Origin of the sequence: Sulfitobacter sp. D7 (assembly GCF_003611275.1) — a bacterium.
GTDB classification, from domain to species: domain Bacteria; phylum Pseudomonadota; class Alphaproteobacteria; order Rhodobacterales; family Rhodobacteraceae; genus Sulfitobacter; species Sulfitobacter profundi.
This window is the reverse complement of the sequence record NZ_CP020694.1, coordinates 461,544-479,781: the sequence shown is the minus strand read 5'-3', so window position 1 is coordinate 479,781 and position 18,238 is coordinate 461,544. Positions and strand designations below refer to the sequence as shown.

The 18,238-nt window shown below is 63.2% G+C and carries 15 protein-coding genes; 5 read left to right on the top strand and 10 right to left on the bottom strand.

Features of this window, described 5'->3' with window-relative positions:
• The first annotated feature begins 25 nt into the window (after positions 1-25).
• Positions 26-1,936 carry a hybrid sensor histidine kinase/response regulator gene (locus tag B5M07_RS02305; protein WP_120350059.1) on the top strand — a complete coding sequence of 637 codons (1,911 nt, stop codon included), beginning with the start codon at positions 26-28 and terminating at the stop codon, positions 1,934-1,936.
• On the top strand, positions 1,933-2,649 hold the full coding sequence (locus B5M07_RS02300; RefSeq protein ID WP_120350058.1) for a response regulator transcription factor: 717 nt from the start codon (positions 1,933-1,935) through the stop codon (positions 2,647-2,649). The genes B5M07_RS02305 and B5M07_RS02300 overlap by 4 nt, the downstream gene beginning before the upstream one ends.
• Positions 2,650-2,655: 6 nt before the next feature.
• On the opposite strand, the gene B5M07_RS02295 is transcribed toward B5M07_RS02300, so the two are convergent.
• Together B5M07_RS02295 and fdhF are read right to left on the bottom strand one after the other, a co-directional pair.
• Positions 2,656-3,849, bottom strand: a complete 1,194-nt coding sequence (locus tag B5M07_RS02295) for a Zn-dependent hydrolase (RefSeq protein ID WP_120350057.1) — start codon at positions 3,847-3,849, stop codon at positions 2,656-2,658.
• A 15-nt stretch (positions 3,850-3,864) separates the two neighbouring features.
• On the bottom strand, positions 3,865-6,630 hold the full coding sequence (fdhF, locus tag B5M07_RS02290; protein ID WP_120350056.1) for a formate dehydrogenase subunit alpha: 2,766 nt from the start codon (positions 6,628-6,630) through the stop codon (positions 3,865-3,867).
• A 162-nt stretch (positions 6,631-6,792) separates the two neighbouring features.
• Here fdhF and B5M07_RS02285 point away from each other — a divergent pair, with 162 nt between their 5' ends.
• The 3 genes from B5M07_RS02285 to B5M07_RS02275 are packed head-to-tail and all read left to right on the top strand — an operon-like array spanning position 6,793 to position 9,145.
• Positions 6,793-7,443 carry a histidine phosphatase family protein gene (locus B5M07_RS02285; protein ID WP_120350055.1) on the top strand — a complete coding sequence of 217 codons (651 nt, stop codon included), beginning with the start codon at positions 6,793-6,795 and terminating at the stop codon, positions 7,441-7,443.
• A 26-nt stretch (positions 7,444-7,469) separates the two neighbouring features.
• Positions 7,470-8,093, top strand: coding sequence for a glutathione S-transferase family protein (locus tag B5M07_RS02280; protein WP_120350054.1), 624 nt, complete (start codon positions 7,470-7,472; stop codon positions 8,091-8,093).
• On the top strand, positions 8,090-9,145 hold the full coding sequence (locus B5M07_RS02275) for a saccharopine dehydrogenase (RefSeq protein WP_120350053.1): 1,056 nt from the start codon (positions 8,090-8,092) through the stop codon (positions 9,143-9,145). Before B5M07_RS02280 ends, B5M07_RS02275 begins: the two co-directional genes overlap by 4 nt.
• A 2-nt stretch (positions 9,146-9,147) precedes the next feature.
• On the opposite strand, the gene B5M07_RS02270 is transcribed toward B5M07_RS02275, so the two are convergent.
• The 8 genes from B5M07_RS02270 to mutL form a co-directional block, all read right to left on the bottom strand.
• Positions 9,148-9,879: an SDR family NAD(P)-dependent oxidoreductase gene (locus B5M07_RS02270; protein ID WP_120350052.1), complete on the bottom strand. Its 732-nt coding sequence runs from the start codon at positions 9,877-9,879 to the stop codon at positions 9,148-9,150.
• The gene (locus B5M07_RS02265) at positions 9,876-10,442 is read right to left on the bottom strand and encodes a DUF3833 family protein (RefSeq protein ID WP_205570893.1); all 567 of its coding nucleotides are present in this window, start codon (positions 10,440-10,442) and stop codon (positions 9,876-9,878) included. Before B5M07_RS02265 ends, B5M07_RS02270 begins: the two co-directional genes overlap by 4 nt.
• On the bottom strand, positions 10,439-11,674 hold the full coding sequence (locus B5M07_RS02260) for an MFS transporter (protein ID WP_120350051.1): 1,236 nt from the start codon (positions 11,672-11,674) through the stop codon (positions 10,439-10,441). The genes B5M07_RS02265 and B5M07_RS02260 overlap by 4 nt, the downstream gene beginning before the upstream one ends.
• Positions 11,671-12,459: a DUF1365 domain-containing protein gene (locus tag B5M07_RS02255; protein ID WP_120350050.1), complete on the bottom strand. Its 789-nt coding sequence runs from the start codon at positions 12,457-12,459 to the stop codon at positions 11,671-11,673. Before B5M07_RS02255 ends, B5M07_RS02260 begins: the two co-directional genes overlap by 4 nt.
• On the bottom strand, positions 12,456-13,775 hold the full coding sequence (locus B5M07_RS02250) for an NAD(P)/FAD-dependent oxidoreductase (RefSeq protein ID WP_120350049.1): 1,320 nt from the start codon (positions 13,773-13,775) through the stop codon (positions 12,456-12,458). The genes B5M07_RS02255 and B5M07_RS02250 overlap by 4 nt, the downstream gene beginning before the upstream one ends.
• A gap of 136 nt (positions 13,776-13,911) precedes the next feature.
• A complete protein-coding gene (locus B5M07_RS02245) occupies positions 13,912-14,925 on the bottom strand; it encodes a pyridoxal-phosphate dependent enzyme (RefSeq protein WP_120350048.1) in 1,014 nt (337 codons plus the stop codon).
• Positions 14,926-16,170 carry a DNA recombination protein RmuC gene (locus B5M07_RS02240; protein WP_120350047.1) on the bottom strand — a complete coding sequence of 415 codons (1,245 nt, stop codon included), beginning with the start codon at positions 16,168-16,170 and terminating at the stop codon, positions 14,926-14,928. It abuts the gene before it with no gap.
• Positions 16,167-18,053 (bottom strand): DNA mismatch repair endonuclease MutL, encoded by a 1,887-nt coding sequence (mutL, locus tag B5M07_RS02235; protein ID WP_120350046.1) that lies wholly within the window; start codon positions 18,051-18,053, stop codon positions 16,167-16,169. Before mutL ends, B5M07_RS02240 begins: the two co-directional genes overlap by 4 nt.
• Positions 18,054-18,238 lie beyond the last annotated feature (185 nt).

Below are 18,238 nucleotides of genomic sequence, written 5' to 3'. Positions count from 1 at the left end.
CTGGCCCTACCGTCGACGGATGCCAATGCAGATCACCGATGACCAAACCAAAGCCCTGACCCAAGCCGGTCTGAACCTGATCGCTCAGGCGCTGACGATCTATGACAGCGACCTGCGCCTTGCGGTCTGCAACGGGCCGTTTCAATCCATGTTCGACCTGCCCGATGAACTGGTCACTCCCGGCGCGCCCTTTGAGGATACGATCCGCCATCTTGCCGGAACCGGCGAATATGGCGAGGTCACGGATGTCGATGCCTTCGTGGCCGAGCGTGTCGAACAAGCGCAGGCCTTTGTGCCGCATTACATGGAACGCACCCGCGCGAACGGGCGCACCATCAGCGTCGAAGGCTCCCCGCTGCCGCAGGGCGGCTGGGTCACCGTCTATACCGACATCACCAACACCAAACGGCAAGAGGCGCTGTTGCGCGCGCGGTCCGATGCGCTGAGCGATCAACTGCTCTCCCATGCCGAACAGCTCGCCGCCAGCAACCGCAAACTCGAAGCGACGATCACAGCGCTGGAAGAAGCCAAACGGCAGGTCACCGAAAGCGAAGCCCGAACCCGCCTGACAACCGAGATGATGCCCGCCCATATCGCCCATGTCGACGAGAATGGCCGCTATATCTATTCCAACCGCCGTCTGAGCAGTGTGATGCCGGGGCGGCCCAGCAATATCTACGGTCTGCACATCAGCGACGCGCTTGGGGCCTCCGCCTATGCGCGGATCAAACCGGCGCTGACCCAAGCCTATGCGGGCAGCCCGGCGGTGATCGAGTTCACTCATGACGCCTCTGCCCGCCGGATACGCGGTGCCTTCACCCCCGATGGGCGCGGCGGGGTTTACATCCTGTCGATGGACATCACCGAAGAAACCCAGACCCGCGTCGCCCTGCAACAGACGCTGAAACGCGAGCTCGCCTCACGGATGATCTCTGGGCTGGCGCATGATTTCTCAAACCTTTTGACGATCATTCTGGGGATGCAGTCGAAACTTGCCCGCCTGCCTGACATGCCGCGCCAAGCGGGCGAATGGGTCGAAGGCACCTTGGCCGCCGCGCGGCGGGGCGGCACGCTGCTGAGTTCCATCGCCGATGTGACAGAACCCCGCGCCCTGCGCCCCGCGGCCACCGATCTCGCCGATCTGCTGAACGAGCTTTCGACCCTCGCCGCCCCCACTCTGCCGCCGAAATGCGCGCTGGTGGTGCGCAATGACGCGCCGGAGGGGGCTGTCCTGCTCGATAAAGGGCGGGTGCAGGACGCGCTTTTGAACCTCATCCTCAACGCCCGCGATGCCTGCGGCGCGCAGGGCACGATCACGCTGACCCAACGGCTGGTGCATGACACATGGACCGAATGGGTGATCCACGATACCGGGCCGGGCTTCTCTCCCTCTGCGCTGGAGCGTGGGGTCGAGCCCTTTTTCACCACAAAGGGCAGCGAGGGGTCGGGGCTGGGCCTGTCGATGGTCTACGACATGACCAAATCCGCAGGCGGCGATCTGCGGCTGAGCAATGCCCCCGAGGGCGGCGCGCAGATCAGCCTGCGCCTGCCCTACCGCGCCACCGTGCCCGCCACGACAGGACTGGTGCTGCTGGTCGAAGATACGAGTGATATCCGCGCTGTGGTGCGCGACATGTTGATGGATCAGGGCCATTCGGTGATCGAGGCCACCAGCGCCGATGAGGCCACGGCCCTGATCGCTGATCTGCCCGACATCACCCTTGTCCTCTCGGACATCCAACTCACCGGCGAAGGCACCGGCATCGACCTTGCCCGGCGCGTCGGCAGCAGCCTGCCACTGTTGCTGATGACCTCTCTGCCCGCCGATCACCCGCTGTTTGTCGAGGCGCAGACCCTCGCGCCGGTGCTGCGCAAACCCTTTGAAAAAGACGATCTGCAAGCGTTGATCGCCCCATTGAAAGCCACCGCCCCATGAGCCGTGATACCGCCCCGCGCCCACTGGTCACCATTCTGGATGACGAACCCGAGATCCGGCAGATGCTGTCGGACACCTTGCAGGAAGCGGGCTTCGACACGCTCAGCTTTGGCCGCGCGCGGGCTTTTGAGGCCGCCTTGGCCAACCATACGCCCGATGTCTGTCTCGTCGATCTCAGCCTACCCGACACCGACGGGCTGACATTGGTGCACCGGTTGGCGCTGGAACAAGGCGCGATCGTCATCATCATCTCGGGCCGTGCGCAGGTCCAAGACCGGGTGACGGGGCTGGAACTGGGTGCCGACGACTACATCATCAAACCTTTCGACCCCGCCGAAGTCGTCGCCCGCATCCGCGCCCGCCTGCGCAGCGCGAAACCGACACCGCAGGCGGGCACCACCGCGCGGTTTAACGGCTGGACCGCCCATTTTGACCGATACGTTCTGATCAACGCAGAGGGGACAGAGGTGACCTTTTCCCATGCCGAGGGCGAAGTCCTGCGCCTGTTTCTCGATGCCCCCAAACGCCTCATCAGCCGCGCGCAGATGCAAGAAAGCCTCGGCGGCGTGGCCTCAGAAAGCTTTGACCGAGCGATGGATGTGCGCATCTCGCGGCTGCGCACGAAGCTGGGTGAAGACCCAAAGAACCCGCAACTCATCAAAACGATCTACGGCGCGGGCTATATTTTCCTTGGCGATGTGAACTGGGGCTGAAGGCGGTCAAAGCGCCGCGACGGCCCGCCCCAGCACCTCAACTGCTGCGACCAGATCGTCTTCCGCCGTATCCTCTTCAAAGGCATGGCTGATCCCATTGATCGACGGCGCGAACAACATCGCTACGGGCATCAATCGCGCCACATTAGTCGCGTCATGCAAGGCACCCGAAGGCATCTTGCGCCATTTTCCCGGGGCCACTGCCTCCGCCGCCTGGGCCAGCGCATCTTGCAGCCGCGCATCCATCGCCACAGGCTCCAACCCCAGCATCGGACCAAAAGACAGGTCCATCCCGCGGGTCTTGGCCACCTCTTCGGCCGTCTCGCGGATGATCGCTTCCATCCGGGCCAGACGGTCGCTGTCGCCGTCCCGCCACTGCATGGAAAACACCGCTTTGCCCGGCACGATGGACGACGCATTGGGATGCAGGCTGACATGGCCGATGGTCCAGACCGTGGTCGGCGTCACCACATTGCGCAGCCGGTCGTTGAGCAGGCTGTTGAACTCAGACACCGCCTGAAAGGCATCGCGGCGCACCTGCATCGGCGTGGTGCCTGCGTGGTTCTGCTGGCCCTTGAAGGTCACCTTCATGTCGCGAATGCCGACGATATCGCTGACGACGCCAATCTGCTCGCCACTGTCGTCCAGCGTCGGCCCCTGCTCGATGTGCAACTCAATGTAGCCGCTGAATTGCGCCGGATCGACCGGGCCGGTCACCATGCCGTCCACCGCCTTGCGCGCCTCGGCCAAGCTGACCCCGGCATCATCAGTGAACGCGTCAGCCTCCGCCTGATCCAAAGCGCCCGACCAGACGGTCGAGCCGGTGGTCACGCCAAAGCGTCCCTCTTCATCCTGAAACGACACGACCGATACCGCAGGGCCACCAGCCTCGCGCGCTGCGCGGGCGATTTCGAGCGCCGCGATCACGCCCAAGGCACCGTCCAGCCAGCCGCCCTCGGGCTGGCTGTCGGAATGTGAGCCCAGCAGAATCGACGGCCCCTCGGCCAAGCCAAAGAGGTTGCCCATGGCGTCGACCTCAATCTTGAGCCCTGCCTCGCGCATACGTCCGGCGAGCCATTCCCGCGCCTCGACATCGGCAGCGGAATAGGCCGGGCGCACCACGCCTTTGCCCACCCCTGCCGCACCAATGGCACGCAGATCGTGCAAATCCTTCAGAAATCGCGCGGCATCAATTTTCATTTGTCGGTACTTTCCTTACTCGGCGGCAACGGCCTCTTTCGCCGCCTCCACCCTGACGGCAGAGAATTTAAACTCCGGGATCTTGCCGTAAGGGTCAACCGCTGGATTGGTCAGGATATTCGCCGCGGCCTCGACATAGGCAAAGGGCAGGAAAACCATATCAGGGGCCACGGCACGGTCCTCGCGGGCCATAATCTCAATGCTGCCGCGTTTGGTGGATAGCCGCACATGCTCACCCGGTGCCACACCCAGACGCCGCAGGGTCGACGGATGAAGTGAGCAGTTTGCCTCCGGCTCCAATCCGTCCAGCACCTTGGAGCGGCGGGTCATTGAGCCAGTGTGCCAATGCTCCAACTGCCGCCCGGTGGTCAGGATCATCGGGTAGTCTGCATCCGGCACATCATCGGGGGCCACGATCGACGCAGGGGTGAATTTGGCCCGCCCCTCAGGGCGCGGGAAACCGTCACCAAAGACAATCGCCTGCCCCGGATCATCCGCGCTGAGCGACGGATAGGTCACTGCATTTTCCCGCGCCAGACGGTCCCATGTGATGTTGTCGAAGGACTTCATGTTGAGCTTCATCTCGGCAAAGACATCCGCCGGGCTTTCATAGCTCCAGTCCAGCCCCAGCCGCTTGGCCAGTTCCACCTCAATCCACCAATCCTCGCGCGCCTCGCCGGGAGGTGTCACCGCCGGGCGGCCCATTTGCACCTGACGGTTGGTGTTGGTCACCGTACCTGTCTTTTCCGCAAAGGCGCTGGCGGGAAGGATCACATCGGCGTAATTCGCCGTTTCGGTTAGGAAGATGTCCTGCACCACAAGGTGGTCGAGTTTCGCCAGTGCATCGCGGGCATGGTCGACATCGGGGTCCGACATCGCCGGGTTTTCGCCCAGCACATACATCGCCTTGATGTCCCCATCATGCACCGCGTCCATGATCTCGGTCACGGTCAGCCCCTTCTCGGCGCTAAAATCACCCGAGCCCCAGACGTCGGTGAAGGCGCTGCGCACGCCGTCGTCCTCCACCGGTTGGTAATCAGGCAGAAACATCGGGATCAGCCCCGCATCAGACGCGCCCTGCACGTTATTCTGGCCCCTGAGCGGGTGTAGCCCAGCACCGGAGCGGCCGATTTGGCCGGTCATCAGCGCAAGACTGATCAAACAGCGCGAATTGTCGGTGCCGTGGATGTGCTGGCTCACCCCCATGCCCCAAAAGATCATCGCCGCATTGGCCCCTGCAAAGGTTCGCGCCACATCGCGCAGCACCTCGGCCCCGATCCCGCAGATGGGGGCCATCTTCTCGGGGCTGAAGTCCTTCAGATGTGCCTTCTCGGCCTCCCAATTCTCGGTATAGGCCGCGATATATTGTGCGTCATAGAGCCCCTCTTCGACGATCACATGCATGATCGCGTTGAGCATCGACACATCGGTGCCGGGGCGGAATTGCAGCATATGGCTGGCGAAACGCCGCAGCCCCACACCACGCGGGTCCATCACGATCAGCTTGCCGCCGCGTTTGGTAAACTGTTTGAAATAGGTTGCGGCGACGGGGTGGTTCTCAACCGGGTTCGCGCCGATCACGATGGCCACATCGGCATTTTCGATCTCATTGAAGGTGGCCGTGACAGCGCCTGAGCCGACGTTCTCCATCAGCGCCGCCACGGATGAGGCGTGGCACAGCCGCGTGCAGTGATCGACGTTGTTATGGCCAAAGCCCTGGCGGATCATCTTTTGAAACAGATAGGCTTCTTCATTGGTGCATTTCGCACTGCCAAAGCCCGCCACCTCGCGCCCGCGCCCCTTGAGGCCCTGTGCCGCGAAATCCAGCGCCTCGTCCCATGTGGCCTCGCGGAACACCTCGCCCCAATTGCCCGGATCGACATTCAGCCCTTTGGCGGGCGCGTCCTCGCGGCGGATCAGCGGTTTGGTCAGGCGGTGATCGTGGTGGATATAGTCAAAGCCAAAGCGGCCCTTAACGCAGAGCCGCCCTTCGTTCGCCGGGCCGTTGATACCTTCAACATATTTGACCTTGTTGTCCTTCACCTTGAGCGAAATCTGACAGCCCACACCACAGAAGGGGCAGATGCTTTCGATCTCACTGTCGTAATCCGCAGAGTCACCTATCTGCGCCTCATCCACCACCGTGGCAGGCATAAGCGCCCCCGTCGGGCAGGCTTGCACGCATTCGCCGCAGGCCACACAGGTCGATGCACCCATAGGATCGTCGATATCAAAGACCGGATAGGCATCATGTCCGCGCCCGGCCATGCCGATCACGTCGTTGACCTGCACCTCGCGGCAGGCGCGGACGCAGAGGTTGCACTGGATACAGGCATCAAGGTTCACGCGCATCGCGACATGGCTGTCGTCCAACAGCGGAATGCGGTCCCGCTCAAGCTTGGGAAAACGGCTGCTTTCCACCCCGCTCAGCGCCGCCATCTCGCGCATATGGCTCGACTTGTCGTGGGCCACGTCCTGCGCGGGCTGGTCGGCCAGCAGCAGTTCCATCACCATCTTGCGGGCATTCTCGGCCCGCGCGTTGTTGGTCGTGACGACCATCCCCTCGGCAGGTTCGCGGATGCACGAAGCCGCCAGCACACGCTCGCCCTCGATCTCGACCATACAGGCGCGGCAGTTGCCGTCGGGGCGGTAACCGGGGGCAGGTTTATGGCAGAGATGTGGGATCTTCAGACCCCGGCCATTGGCCACTTCCCAGATGGTCATGCCGGTTTCGGCCTCGACGGTCTGACCATCAAGCGTGAATGTGATCCTCTCGGACATGGCTACCCCTCCCGCTGGCTATTGACCAAACTATAGGCAAAACCCGGCCCGTGTCAGGGGCCAATCCCGACACCCCGTCACGGATAAACGCCGCCGCAGCGCATTGGATTGTATGGCCCGACAAGCTGCCCTATCACTTGGGCGAACAGTGAAAGCCATTTGATGTCCCACATTACCCTGATCCGCCACGGCCAAGCCAATTCCACCGCCAAGGACGAGCTAAGCTATGACCAACTTAGCCCGCTTGGCCATGAGCAAGCCGCATGGTTGGGCGAGCATCTGCGTCACAGCGAAAGCCACCACACGCGGCTCTATACCGGCACCCTGACCCGCCATATCGAAACCGCCGAGGCGATGAAGACCGGGCTGGAACCCATCCGTGACGCCCGGTTGAATGAGCTGGAATATTTCACCCTTGCCAATCTGATGGAGCAACAGCACAAGGTGCCCTTCCCCCGCGCGGGCGAGTTTGTGCACCATCTGCCGCAGGTCTTCGACTATTGGAAAGCGGGCAAGCTTGCCGACACGCCCGAAACCTACGAGCACTTTGAGACCCGTGTTCAATCCGCGCTGGCCGAGATTGCCGAGGGCGAAGGCCCGGCGCTGGTGGTGACCTCGGGCGGGCTGATTTCTTTGGCGATGGCGCAGGCCATGGGCGTGGGCATTCCGGCGATGGCGCGCTTGGCGCTGGCGATCATGCATACTTCGATGCACCGGCTCTTTCCCATCGGCGGGCATTGGTCGCCCGTGCTGTTCAATGCCGTGCCGCATCTTGACCGTCCCGACCGCCGCCTTGCACAAACGCATATCTGATCCCTCGCCCGCGAAAGGCTGCCCCCATGCTGAAACTCCACTACGCCCCCGGCACAATCTCAGTCGCCGTTGCCATTGCACTTGAAGAAGCGGGGCTGGCCTATGAGCCGGTGAAGGTCGATTTCGCCGCCGCCGAACAGACCGGCGCGCCCTATCTGGCGTTGAACCCAAAAGGCCGCGTGCCGACCCTCGTGACCGAAGCGGGCAGCGCCCTGACCGAGACCGGCGCGCTTTTGGACTATGTCGCCGCCCGTGCGCCCGATGCGGCGCTGGTCCCGGCTGACCCTGAGGCCGCGGCGCATATGCGCGGGGTGATGTACTACCTCGCCTCGACCATGCATGTGGCCCACGCGCATAAAATGCGCGGCCACCGCTGGGCCGACCAGCAATCGAGCTTTGACGACATGAAAGCCAAAGTGCCGCAGACCATGGCCGATTGCGCGGCCTATGTCGAAAACCACGCCTTCCGGGGCGATTACGTCGCGGGCGACAGGCTCTCGCTGGCCGATCCTTATCTCTTTGTCGTGTCGGGCTGGCTCGAGGGGGACGGGGTCGACCGCGCCAATTTCCCCCAGCTAAAGGCTTTCGCCGCCCGCATGGAGGACCGCGCCAGCGTGAAAGCCATCCGTGAAAAAGGAATGCTGGTATGACCCATCTGTGGCTGCGCGCCGAACAGCGCGACAATGAGACCCGCACCGGGCTGACGCCCGAAGGGGCCGCCGCGCTGATCGCGACAGGCATGAAGGTGAGCGTCGAAGACAGCGACAGCCGCGTGATCCCCACCGCCGCCTATGCGCAAGCGGGCTGCGAGATCGTCCCCGCGCATAGCTGGCCTGACGCCCCGCACGATGCCGTGATCTTTGGCCTGAAGGAACTGCCCGAAGACGGGACGCCCCTGCCCCATGTCCACATCATGTTCGGCCACGCCTACAAGGGCCAATCCTCGGGGCGGACGCTGTTGGAACGGTTCAAGGCCGGTGGCGGCACCTTGCTGGATTTGGAATATTTGACCGATGATACTGGCCGCCGCGTTGCCGCCTTTGGCTATTGGGCGGGATTTGCCGGGGCTGCGGTGTCGGTCAAATGCCGCATCGCGCAGCTGCGCGGAGAGACTTGCGGCCCGGTGCAGCCCTACCCCGATGCCGAAGCCCTAAAATCGGCGCTGGCCGAAGACCTCGCGCAGGTCGATGCGGGCCAAGACCGCGCGCTGGTGATCGGCGCTTTGGGCCGCGTGGGGCGCGGGGCGAGCGATCTTTGCGAGGCTTTGGGCATTCCCGTCACCGGCTGGGATATGCCTGAGACCGCCCACGGCGGGCCATTCCCTGAGATCCTCAAGCATGCCTATTTCTTCAATTGCATCCTCGCAGGCCCCGAGACTCCGGCCTTCGTCCGCCCCGATGCCCCAAAGGCAGAGCGCGCGCTGCGGGTGATCGGCGACATCGCCTGCGACCCAGACAGCGCCTTCAACCCTGTGCAGGTCTATGACCGGGCGACCACTTGGGCGGAGCCAGCGCTGCGTGTGCATGACGCCCCGCCGCTGGATGTCATGGCCATCGACAACCTGCCCTCAATGCTGCCGCGCGAAAGCTCTGAGGATTTTGCAGGCCAGTTGCTACCGACCCTTCGGGCCTTGCCAGAGGCGGGAAATCCCGTCTGGCAAGGTGCGCGGGAGCTGTTTGACCAGCATGTCGCAGAGGTCTGAATTTAGGAAAAGAACCGGTAGTAAAGCCAGTCTGGCAAGAACCGCCCCAAACGGAACAGCAGCGAAAACCCGTAAGGGAAATCCAGTTTGAAACTGTCGCCGTTCATATGCTCATAGACCCGCCGCGCGGCGTCTTTCGGCTCCATCAAAAAGGGCATTTTGAAATCGTTTTTGTCGGTCAACTGGGTCTTGATGAAACCGGGGTTGATCACCTGAACCTGTACGCCGGTCTTGCGCAGATCGGCGTGCATCGATTCCGCCAAAGACAGGGTCGCCGCCTTGGAGGCCGTATAGCCGATTGAGCCGGGCAAACCGCGATAGGCGGTCAGGCTGGAGGTGATGACGATATGCCCGTGGTCGCGCGCGACCATCTCTGGCACCACTTGTCCCAGGACACGCATCAACCCGGTGAAGTTCACATCGGCCATGGTCACACCATGCTCGGCCTGCCACTCCTGCGCAGCAAAGGGCCAATAGGCCCCCGCCAGATAAACCAACCCGTCGATTGGCCCCACATCCTTTGCCGCCTGCGCCACATCCGCGTCATCGGTCACATCCAAGACCCGCACCCGCGCCCGGCCCGGCAGGGCCTGCGCCAGCTCGGTCAGCTTGTCCTCGGAGCGGGCCGAGAGGATCACCTCGACCCCGGTGCGGCTAAGCTGATGTGCCAGTGCCGCCCCAAGCCCGTCGCTTGCGCCCACCAGCCAATAGGTCTTGCCTTGCCAGTCTTTCATCTTTCCTCCGCCGGTCGCAACGTGGCGACCAATTCTGCTACTTTGATCCCGAATTTCCGAAACTGGCTGCGGTTCACGATGGTGCCATCGGGGGTGAGATACATCCAATCGACAGTTTTCAGCACATGACTGCCCAGTTCTTCGGGCAGTCGGATACGATAGCGCAGCTGCAAGGTCGGTCCAGCCTGAACGCCCTGCCCCACGCCGATCACATCCGGGGCGGTGCTGGTGAAATTGCCGTTCTCGCCCAATGTGACGGTCCATTCGCGCTCCTGACGCGAACCGTCGTTATAGCGAAAGGTTTCGGCCACGGTGGCCACATTCCCCTCCCAAGACACGTCGAAATTGGCCGTGAAGCTGCTGGTGACCCGGCCTAGGGGGCCGAAAATCACGCCTTCGCAAATCATTTCATCGCGCAGATGCAACCGCAGGTCGAAGACGGGGAAAGAATCGACATAGTCGCTTGGCGACTGGCCATGAAACTCCCCCAAACGGCGGCGCAAAAAAGTGAGCAATAGACCAAGGCCAAGCCCGACAGCGATAAAGATCAACGGCTCTGTCACGGTGTCTCCACGTCTTTTGCACTGGCGAGCAGAGCGATCGCCAGCAATTTCAAGACGCAAGGTACACCGGCATAGAACCAGATCAACAGGGATATGGATGTTTCGGAACTGGTTCCCGCTGCGGTCTGCAGCCCTGCGCGTTCTAAAGCTGGAAGTAGAGCAACAGCCGCGAAAGCCAAGGTCAATTTGGAGACGAAGGACCAGAGGCCAAAACCTTCGGCAGCCGAGGGGGAAATCTGCGCCATGCGGCTGGCGAACATGGCAGGCAAAAGGGTCAAATCTGCGCCCAATACCGCGCCTGAGGCCAGACAGACCAAGGCGAAAAGCGCAACATCCCCCGGCCCCAGCAACAGCGCCCCGCCGAAGGATGCGATGCCCAAAGCCATTGCGACCAGCAGCACCCGACGCGGGCCGTGCCGCTCTGCCAAGATCCCCCAAAGCGGTGCCGCCGCTGCCGCTGCAAGGAAAAACAGCAGCAAAAGCGGCCCCTCCCACCCCGGCGCCTCAAGCGCCAGTTCGACGTAGAAAAGAAACAGGGTCGAGGTCACGGCAACCGGGGCGGCATTGACCAGCGCGATCAACAACAGCCGCCGCGCCTGCGCATCGCGCAACACGGTGCCGAACCCACTTTCCATCGGCAGCACCGCCGCCCGCCACTCGCCCCGCATGGCGACCGTGGCCCAAAGCGCCAAGATCGCAAAGCCAACAGCAAACCCGGCAAAGGGACGATCCAGCCCGACGCCCAGTAGCAAAGGCGCGACAGAGGCCAGACAAACCCCCAAAAGCGCGCCCGTCTCGCGCCAGCGGGCAAGGGTCAAATGCCCCGCGCCCGGCAGGTTGTCGGCCTTGGCAACCCCTTGTGCATAGAAACAGATGGTCAGAAAGCTGAAGGCGGAAAACACCAGCGTCAGCATCAGCGCGAACCACAGCACCGGCGCCACCGGCGCGGGCATGGCAAAAAGCCCCAGCATCGCCAGCGCCATCACCGCGCCTGCCACCGTCACCGCAGTGCCGCGCTTGTCGCGCAGCTTTTGGGCCAACCAACCAAGGGCGGGGTCCTGCACCACGTCCAACAGCCGCAAACCAAAAAGCACCGACCCAAGTGCCGTCAGCGAGACCCCGTATTCATCGACATAGAACTTCGGCGCGTGAATGTAGATCGGCAGCCCCGCCGACGCGAGCAATGCCGCGAAAAGCGCATAGGCGGGCAGCCGGGCCGCGCGTCCTGTCATCGGCCACCCGCGCCATGCGCCGCATCACGGGATACGTCGATATTGGGCGCCTCGGGGCGGGCGCGAAACCCCGCCCGTTTCAGCCAAAGCTTCAACGCCTGCCAATGGATCAGCGCCAGCACCCGTCGCGCACCGAAAGGGCGGCGCAGCAGCGACCAAAGGATACCGCGATTGGTCAGCGGCGCACGCGGCCCGGTCAAAGTGGCAATCAACCCGTTCTCCCCATCCGAGAAATCGATCCAGATGCCGATCCGCTCAGAGGTGATATCGAAACGAAAGACATAGCCACCCGAGACATCTTGGAAGGGGGAGACATGCATGAGCTTTGCCGCCTTCAGCCTGTCGTCGGGCGCGATCGGGCGTAGGTCTGCATGATGGCACAGATAGGAATGCCGGTCGCCATAGGTGTTCGTCACCTCGGCGATCACCGCGATCAGCGCATCATCCGCCCGACGGCACAGCCAAAAGCTGACCGGATTGAAGACATGGCCCAGCACCCGCGGCTGCGCCACAAGCTCAATCCGCGCGACCCCGACAATGCCATGCGCCGCCAAAACCTCGCGCACCCAAAGGGCTCCACGCCCCTGCCCCGGCGCGCCGCCGTGGTCACTGTCTTGCAGGCTGGTCAGGCCCGCCCCGTTGCGGGCGAAAAGCGCAGGCACCTTCAGCGCCGTGGCTTCGGCATCGCAGATCACATAGTCGACCGAATAGCGGAAACGGTTCTCTACCGCACCTTTGCGGCCATGAAAGGTTTGGCCCCGGATATGATCGACGCCCGCCGTCACTCCGCCGCCAAGGGTGCCGCCCGCGCGGCCTGCATCCGCTCGACCACATCCACCGCGCTGGCCAGCCCGTCTTCGTGAAAGCCATGCCGCATCCAAGCGCCGCAGAACCATGTATTCTGGCTGCCGTTGAAGGCGCGCACCTCGTCCTGTGCGGCCAAGGCGGCAAGGTCATAGACCGGATGGCGCAGGGTGACTTGATCATAAATCAGATCTTCGCGGATCGTGCGTTTGGTATTGAGCGTCACGAAATGCAGATCGTCCTGTGGGATCGGCTGCAGCGAGTTCATCCAATAGGTCAGGTCGATCCGGTCTGATTTTTGTTCTCGATCCTCGGTATAGACCCATGACGCCCAAGTAGAACGCCGCTTGGGCATGATGCTGGCATCGGCGTGCAAAACGATGTCGTTGGGCTGATAGCGGATTGCGCCCAAGGCGCGCTTCTCGGCCTTAGTCGGATCGGAAAGCATCGCCAACGTGTCATCGGAATGAGTCGCAAAAATCACCTCGTCGAACGCCTCCCACTCGCCGCCCCATGCGCGTACCTCTGCGCCTTGCGCGGTGCGGCGCACGGCCTGCACCGCGCAATCGGTACGCAGGTCAACGCCATTGGCGCGCAGAGCATTCTCCAACCGGTCAACATACTGCCGCGAGCCGCCCTTCACCGTGTACCACTGATGCTGGCCGGAATAATTCAGCAGCGCGTGGTTCTCAAAAAAGTTGACCATGGCATGGGCCGGGAAGTCCATGATTTTCTCGGTCGGGGTGGACCAGATCGCGCCGGAAAGCGGCGAGAGATAGAAGTCGCGGAAATAGCGCCCGGTGCCAAGCCGGTCGAGAAACTCTGCGATGGTCATCGACGGGTCACGCGACACCGCCAGCGCGTTCTTGTTGAAATGCACGATATCGCGCAGCATCCGCAGGAAAGGCGGGCTGAACATATTGCGTTTCTGGGCAAAGACCGCGTTGAAACTGGTCAGCGCATATTCCAGCCGCCCGCCATCAATCGACGCGCCAAAGCTCATGTTCGACGGCACCACCGGCACGTCCAATTCGGCAAACAGCGCCGCGAGATGCGGATAGTTGGCATAGTTGAACACGATAAACCCGGTATCGACCGGCTGATCGCCGTTCTTTCCGGCCATCACCGTCCGCGCATGGCCGCCGATCTTGGCTCCCGCCTCAAACAGGGTCACGCGGTCCGTTGGCGCCAGCATATGCGCCGCCCCCATGCCGGAAATACCGCCACCAATCACGGCGACGCGCCGGCCGCGCGGATGCTGGGGGTCGGTGCTGTCGTTCAGAGCTTCAAAAGGCATAAGGGTCCTGCTTTGGTCCGGGACTTTGGATATGGGGCACACACGGGTAAAAAGGAGTTAAAGTTGCACTGCCCGATACATTTTCTTGGAGAGGGTCTCGCCGCCGAAAGACTGCCTGCGACCGCGCAAAGGGGTGCTATGACAGCAGGCTTTCAAGCGCCGCTTGTCCGCGGCTCAACTGGCCCAGATAGGTTTCGGTGTCGATATTGGCCCCACAGACGATCACCCCCACACGCCGCCCCGCCAGTTGCGCGCGCAGGGGCCCGAGCGCCCCGGCCATCGCAGCCCCGGCGGCAGGTTCCACCGCCAATTTCGCGGCCTGCTGCAGCACCACCATCCCGGCGCAGATCGCATCGTCGCTGACCGTCACCACATCATCGACATAGACCGCACAAAGCGCATGGCCAAAGGGCAGCGCCATCGGCGGGCCAAGGCTGTCGGCGATGGTATTGACCTCAGGGATGGTCACGGGCGCGCCAGAGGCGAGGCTTCGCGACATGCTGTCGGCGCCTATCGGCTCCACGCCGTACACCCGACAAGCGGGGTTGATCGCCTTGACCGCGGCGGCCACACCGCTGATCAACCCGCCACCGCCAACAGAGACGACGACCGCATCCAAATCCGCCGCCTGCGCCATCAGTTCCAGCCCCACCCCCGCGGTGCCGAGCGACGTGTGCAGCCCCTCGAAAGGGTGGATAAAAAACCGCCCCTCTTCGCGCACCAGCCGCTCCGCCTCGGCAAAGGTCTGTTGCCCGGCAGGTTTCATCACGACCTCGGCCCCGGTGGCACGGGCAAGGGCGACGCGAAAGGGGTTGGCGTTATCCTGCATCACCACCTTGGCGCTGATCCCCAGCTTTGCCGCAGCCCAACCGGCAGCGATGGCATGGTTGCCCGCGCTGGCCGCAGTGATCCCTCGCCCGCGGGTGTCATCATCCAACTGTCGCGCCACCGAAAGCGCGCCGCGGGCCTTGAAGGTGCCGGTATGCTGAAAACACTCCAGCTTGAGCGCAACCTGTGCGCCGCCCAGCACATCATCGACCATGGGAGAAGAGAGGGGCACCACCGGTGTTTTCACGATATCGCTCCGCAACGCGGCGGCCCGCGTCTGCATCGCCTCCAGCGTCATCCCGGTAATGTCCACGTCGTTCATTCAGCCGTTCCCTTCGGGTGTCCTTAGGGGAACAATAGCCTCGGTTTTGTCTTCTGCCAGTTCTTCGAAGTCGAAATTATGCAAGCGGCCCGCGCGTTTGGCGGCTTTTTCGCTGCTGACTTTGATCTCTTCGACATCGCGCCGCGCTTGGCTGAAATGCCGATCAAGGTTGCCGACACGCATCGCCAGCCGTTCGACATCCTTGTTCAGATTGCCCAACTCTTTGCGAATCGCGCCTGCCTGTTCGCGCATCCGCGCATCCTTCAAGATCGCGCGCATGGTGTTGAGCGTGGCCATGCAGGTCGTCGGGCTGACGATCCAGACGCGCTTTTCAAACCCCTCGCGGACGAGTTCGGGAAAGTTGGCGTGCAATTCGGCATAGACGGCTTCGGAGGGCAGGAACATCAACGCGCCTTCGGCGGTCTCACCCTCCAGAATATACTTGTCGGCAATCGCATTCAGATGCACCCGCACGGCGACCTTCATCTGCTGGGCGGCGGCGCGGGTCTCGGCTTCGGTCTTGGCGCGGCGCAGGGCCTCATAGGCCTCCAACGGGAATTTACTGTCGATCACGATCGGGCCGGGTGGGTTGGGCAGATGGATCAGGCAATCGGGCCGCTTGCCGTTGCTGAGAGTGGCTTGCAAAGAATAGCTGTCGCTCGGCAGGGCTTTCGACACGATATCGCGCAGTTGGATTTCACCAAAGGATCCGCGCGTTTGTTTGTTGCTGAGGATGTCTTGGAGCGATAGCACGTCGCCCGATAGTTTCGTGATATTATCCTGCGCCTTATCGATTGAGGCCAGACGCTCCTGCAACTGCGCAAGACTGGTGGTGGTGCGTTTCGACGAGCCGTGCAGCGTCTCGGTCATGCGCTGCTGCATCTCGGCCAAGGACCGGGCCGAGCGGGCGGCGTTGTCGGCCAGCCGGTCCTGCATCTGCTGCTGCACGTAGGCGAGCCGCGCCTCCATGCTCTGCATCATTTGCGCTTGGGTATTGCTTTGTGTGTCCGAGACCATCTGCAACCCGCCGCGCAGCTGCTCCTGCCCCTGCCCCAACTGCTGCACATGCCCCCCAAGCACGCGCATCTGCTGCGCCAAGGGGGCGGCCACACGGGCCGAGCGGCCAGCGGCGCGCACCGCCATAATCAGCAAGATAACGATGAGCAACAGCAGCCCGGCCCCGGCAAGGGCGGCCAGCGTCACAGGGTCAGACAGGTTCAACGTCGTGCCGCCAAGCTCCATCAAGTGCGCCCGAAAAGCCGTTCGATGTCGGCGAGTTTGAGTTCGACATAGGTGGGCCGCCCGTGGTTGCACTGGCCGGAATGCGGGGTCGCCTCCATCTCGCGCAAGAGCGCGTTCATCTCTTCGGCGCGCATCCAGCGGCCCGAACGGATCGACCCATGACAGGCGACACGGCTCAGGATCGCTTCGATCTTTGCCTGCACGATGTTGCTGCTGTCGCCTTCGTCCAATTCGTCAAGCACATCAAGGATCAGCGCGCGGGCGTTCACGGTGCCAAGGATCGCGGGCGTTTCGCGCACGGCGATGGCACTGCCGCCGAAAGCTTCGATGCCAAGGCCGAGTTTGGCAAGCTCGTCCGCCAGTTCCAGCAGCCGCGCGCAGTCATTGGCGGAAAGCTCGACAATCTCGGGGATCAGCAGCGCTTGGGCCGCGACGCCGTTGGCTTCCATCTGGCGCTTCAGCTTCTCGTAAACCAACCGCTCATGCGCGGCGTGTTGGTCTACGATGACCATGCCACTGGCGGTTTGCGCGATGATGTAATTCTCATGCACCTGCCCCCGCGCGGTGCCGAGCGGGTAGTCCGGGGCGGGGGCCGCCTCTTCGCCCTCGGGCGCGGCAGTGAACGGCGCGGGCGCTTCGGGCATCGGCGTGCCCTCCACCCGGCCCCAGACGCCTGCGGTTTCGGCAAAGCCCGGCGCCTGCGCGTTATAGGCCGCTTGCCGCGCGGCGGGGCTGGGGCGGTCCATGCCCGCGCGGTCCATCTGGTAGACCCGTGCGCCCTGCGGTTCGGGCTGCATCGCGCCCAAAGTCGCCTGAGCCACGGTGGTCGAAGCACGGTGCCCCGCCTCGGCCAGCGCATGGCGCAGGGCCGAGACGATCAGCCCCCGTGCCAGACCGGGATCGCGGAAACGCACCTCTGATTTCGCCGGGTGCACGTTCACATCGACCAGCGTTGGCGGGCATTCCACGAACAGCGCCGCCGCCGGGTGGCGGTCCCGGCTGAGGAAATCGAAGTACGCGCCGCGCAATGCGCCTGTCAGCAGTTTGTCCCGCACCGGGCGGCCATTCACGAAAAGATACTGCGCCACCGCAGAGCCACGCGAGTAGGTCGGCAGTGCTGCGAACCCCGTCAGATGCAGCCCTTCGCGCATGGCGTCGATGGGCAGGGAGTTTTCCGCGAACTCTCGGCCCAGCACCTGCGCCAAACGGCCATGCAGCGCCTCAAACAGATCGCCCTGCTCAGCCTCGGCGCGGAATACATCGCGGCCCTTACCGTCACCCGAGACATCGCGCAGCACAAAACGCACGAAAGGCTCGGCCATGGCCAACCGCTTGATGACATCGCCGATGGCCTGCGCCTCTGCCCGGTCGGTGCGCAGGAACTTGAGCCGCGCAGGTGTGGCGAAAAACAGATCGCGCAGGGTGACGATGGTGCCGCTGTTCAGCGCCGCCGGGCGTACCTCGCCCATGCGGCCACCGTCGACGGTGATCTCGGCCCCGTCAAACCCCGACGCTCGGCTGGTGATCGTCAGCCGCCCGACAGCACCGAGGGACGGCAGGGCCTCCCCCCGAAACCCGAAAGTGTGGATATCAAGCAGGTCAGAGCCATCGATTTTGGAGGTCGCGTGGCGCGACAAGGCCAGCGCCAAATCCTCGGGCGCGATGCCGCAGCCATCGTCGGTCACGCGGATCATCGTCTTGCCGCCGTCGGCATATTCCACGGTGATGCGCCGCGCGCCCGCGTCGATGGCGTTTTCGACCAGTTCCTTCACGGCGGAGGCGGGGCGCTCGACCACCTCGCCCGCAGCGATGCGGTTGATCGCGGAATCGTCCAACTGGCGGATGACGGGGCGGTTTTCGCTTATATTGGGGGTCGGGCTTGGCATACCGCAAGACCTAGCATGGGCCATTCCGATTCTGCCAGATCGGATTGCGTCTATCAGAGGGGGAAGACAGAGTCAGCGGACCGCCGCCAAGACTGGGGCGATCCGCTTCTGGGTCGGCTACTCGGCGCACTGGTGCTTTTGTTATTCCGGTCTTATCAGAGCGGCGGGCGACCCGGGTACAAGTC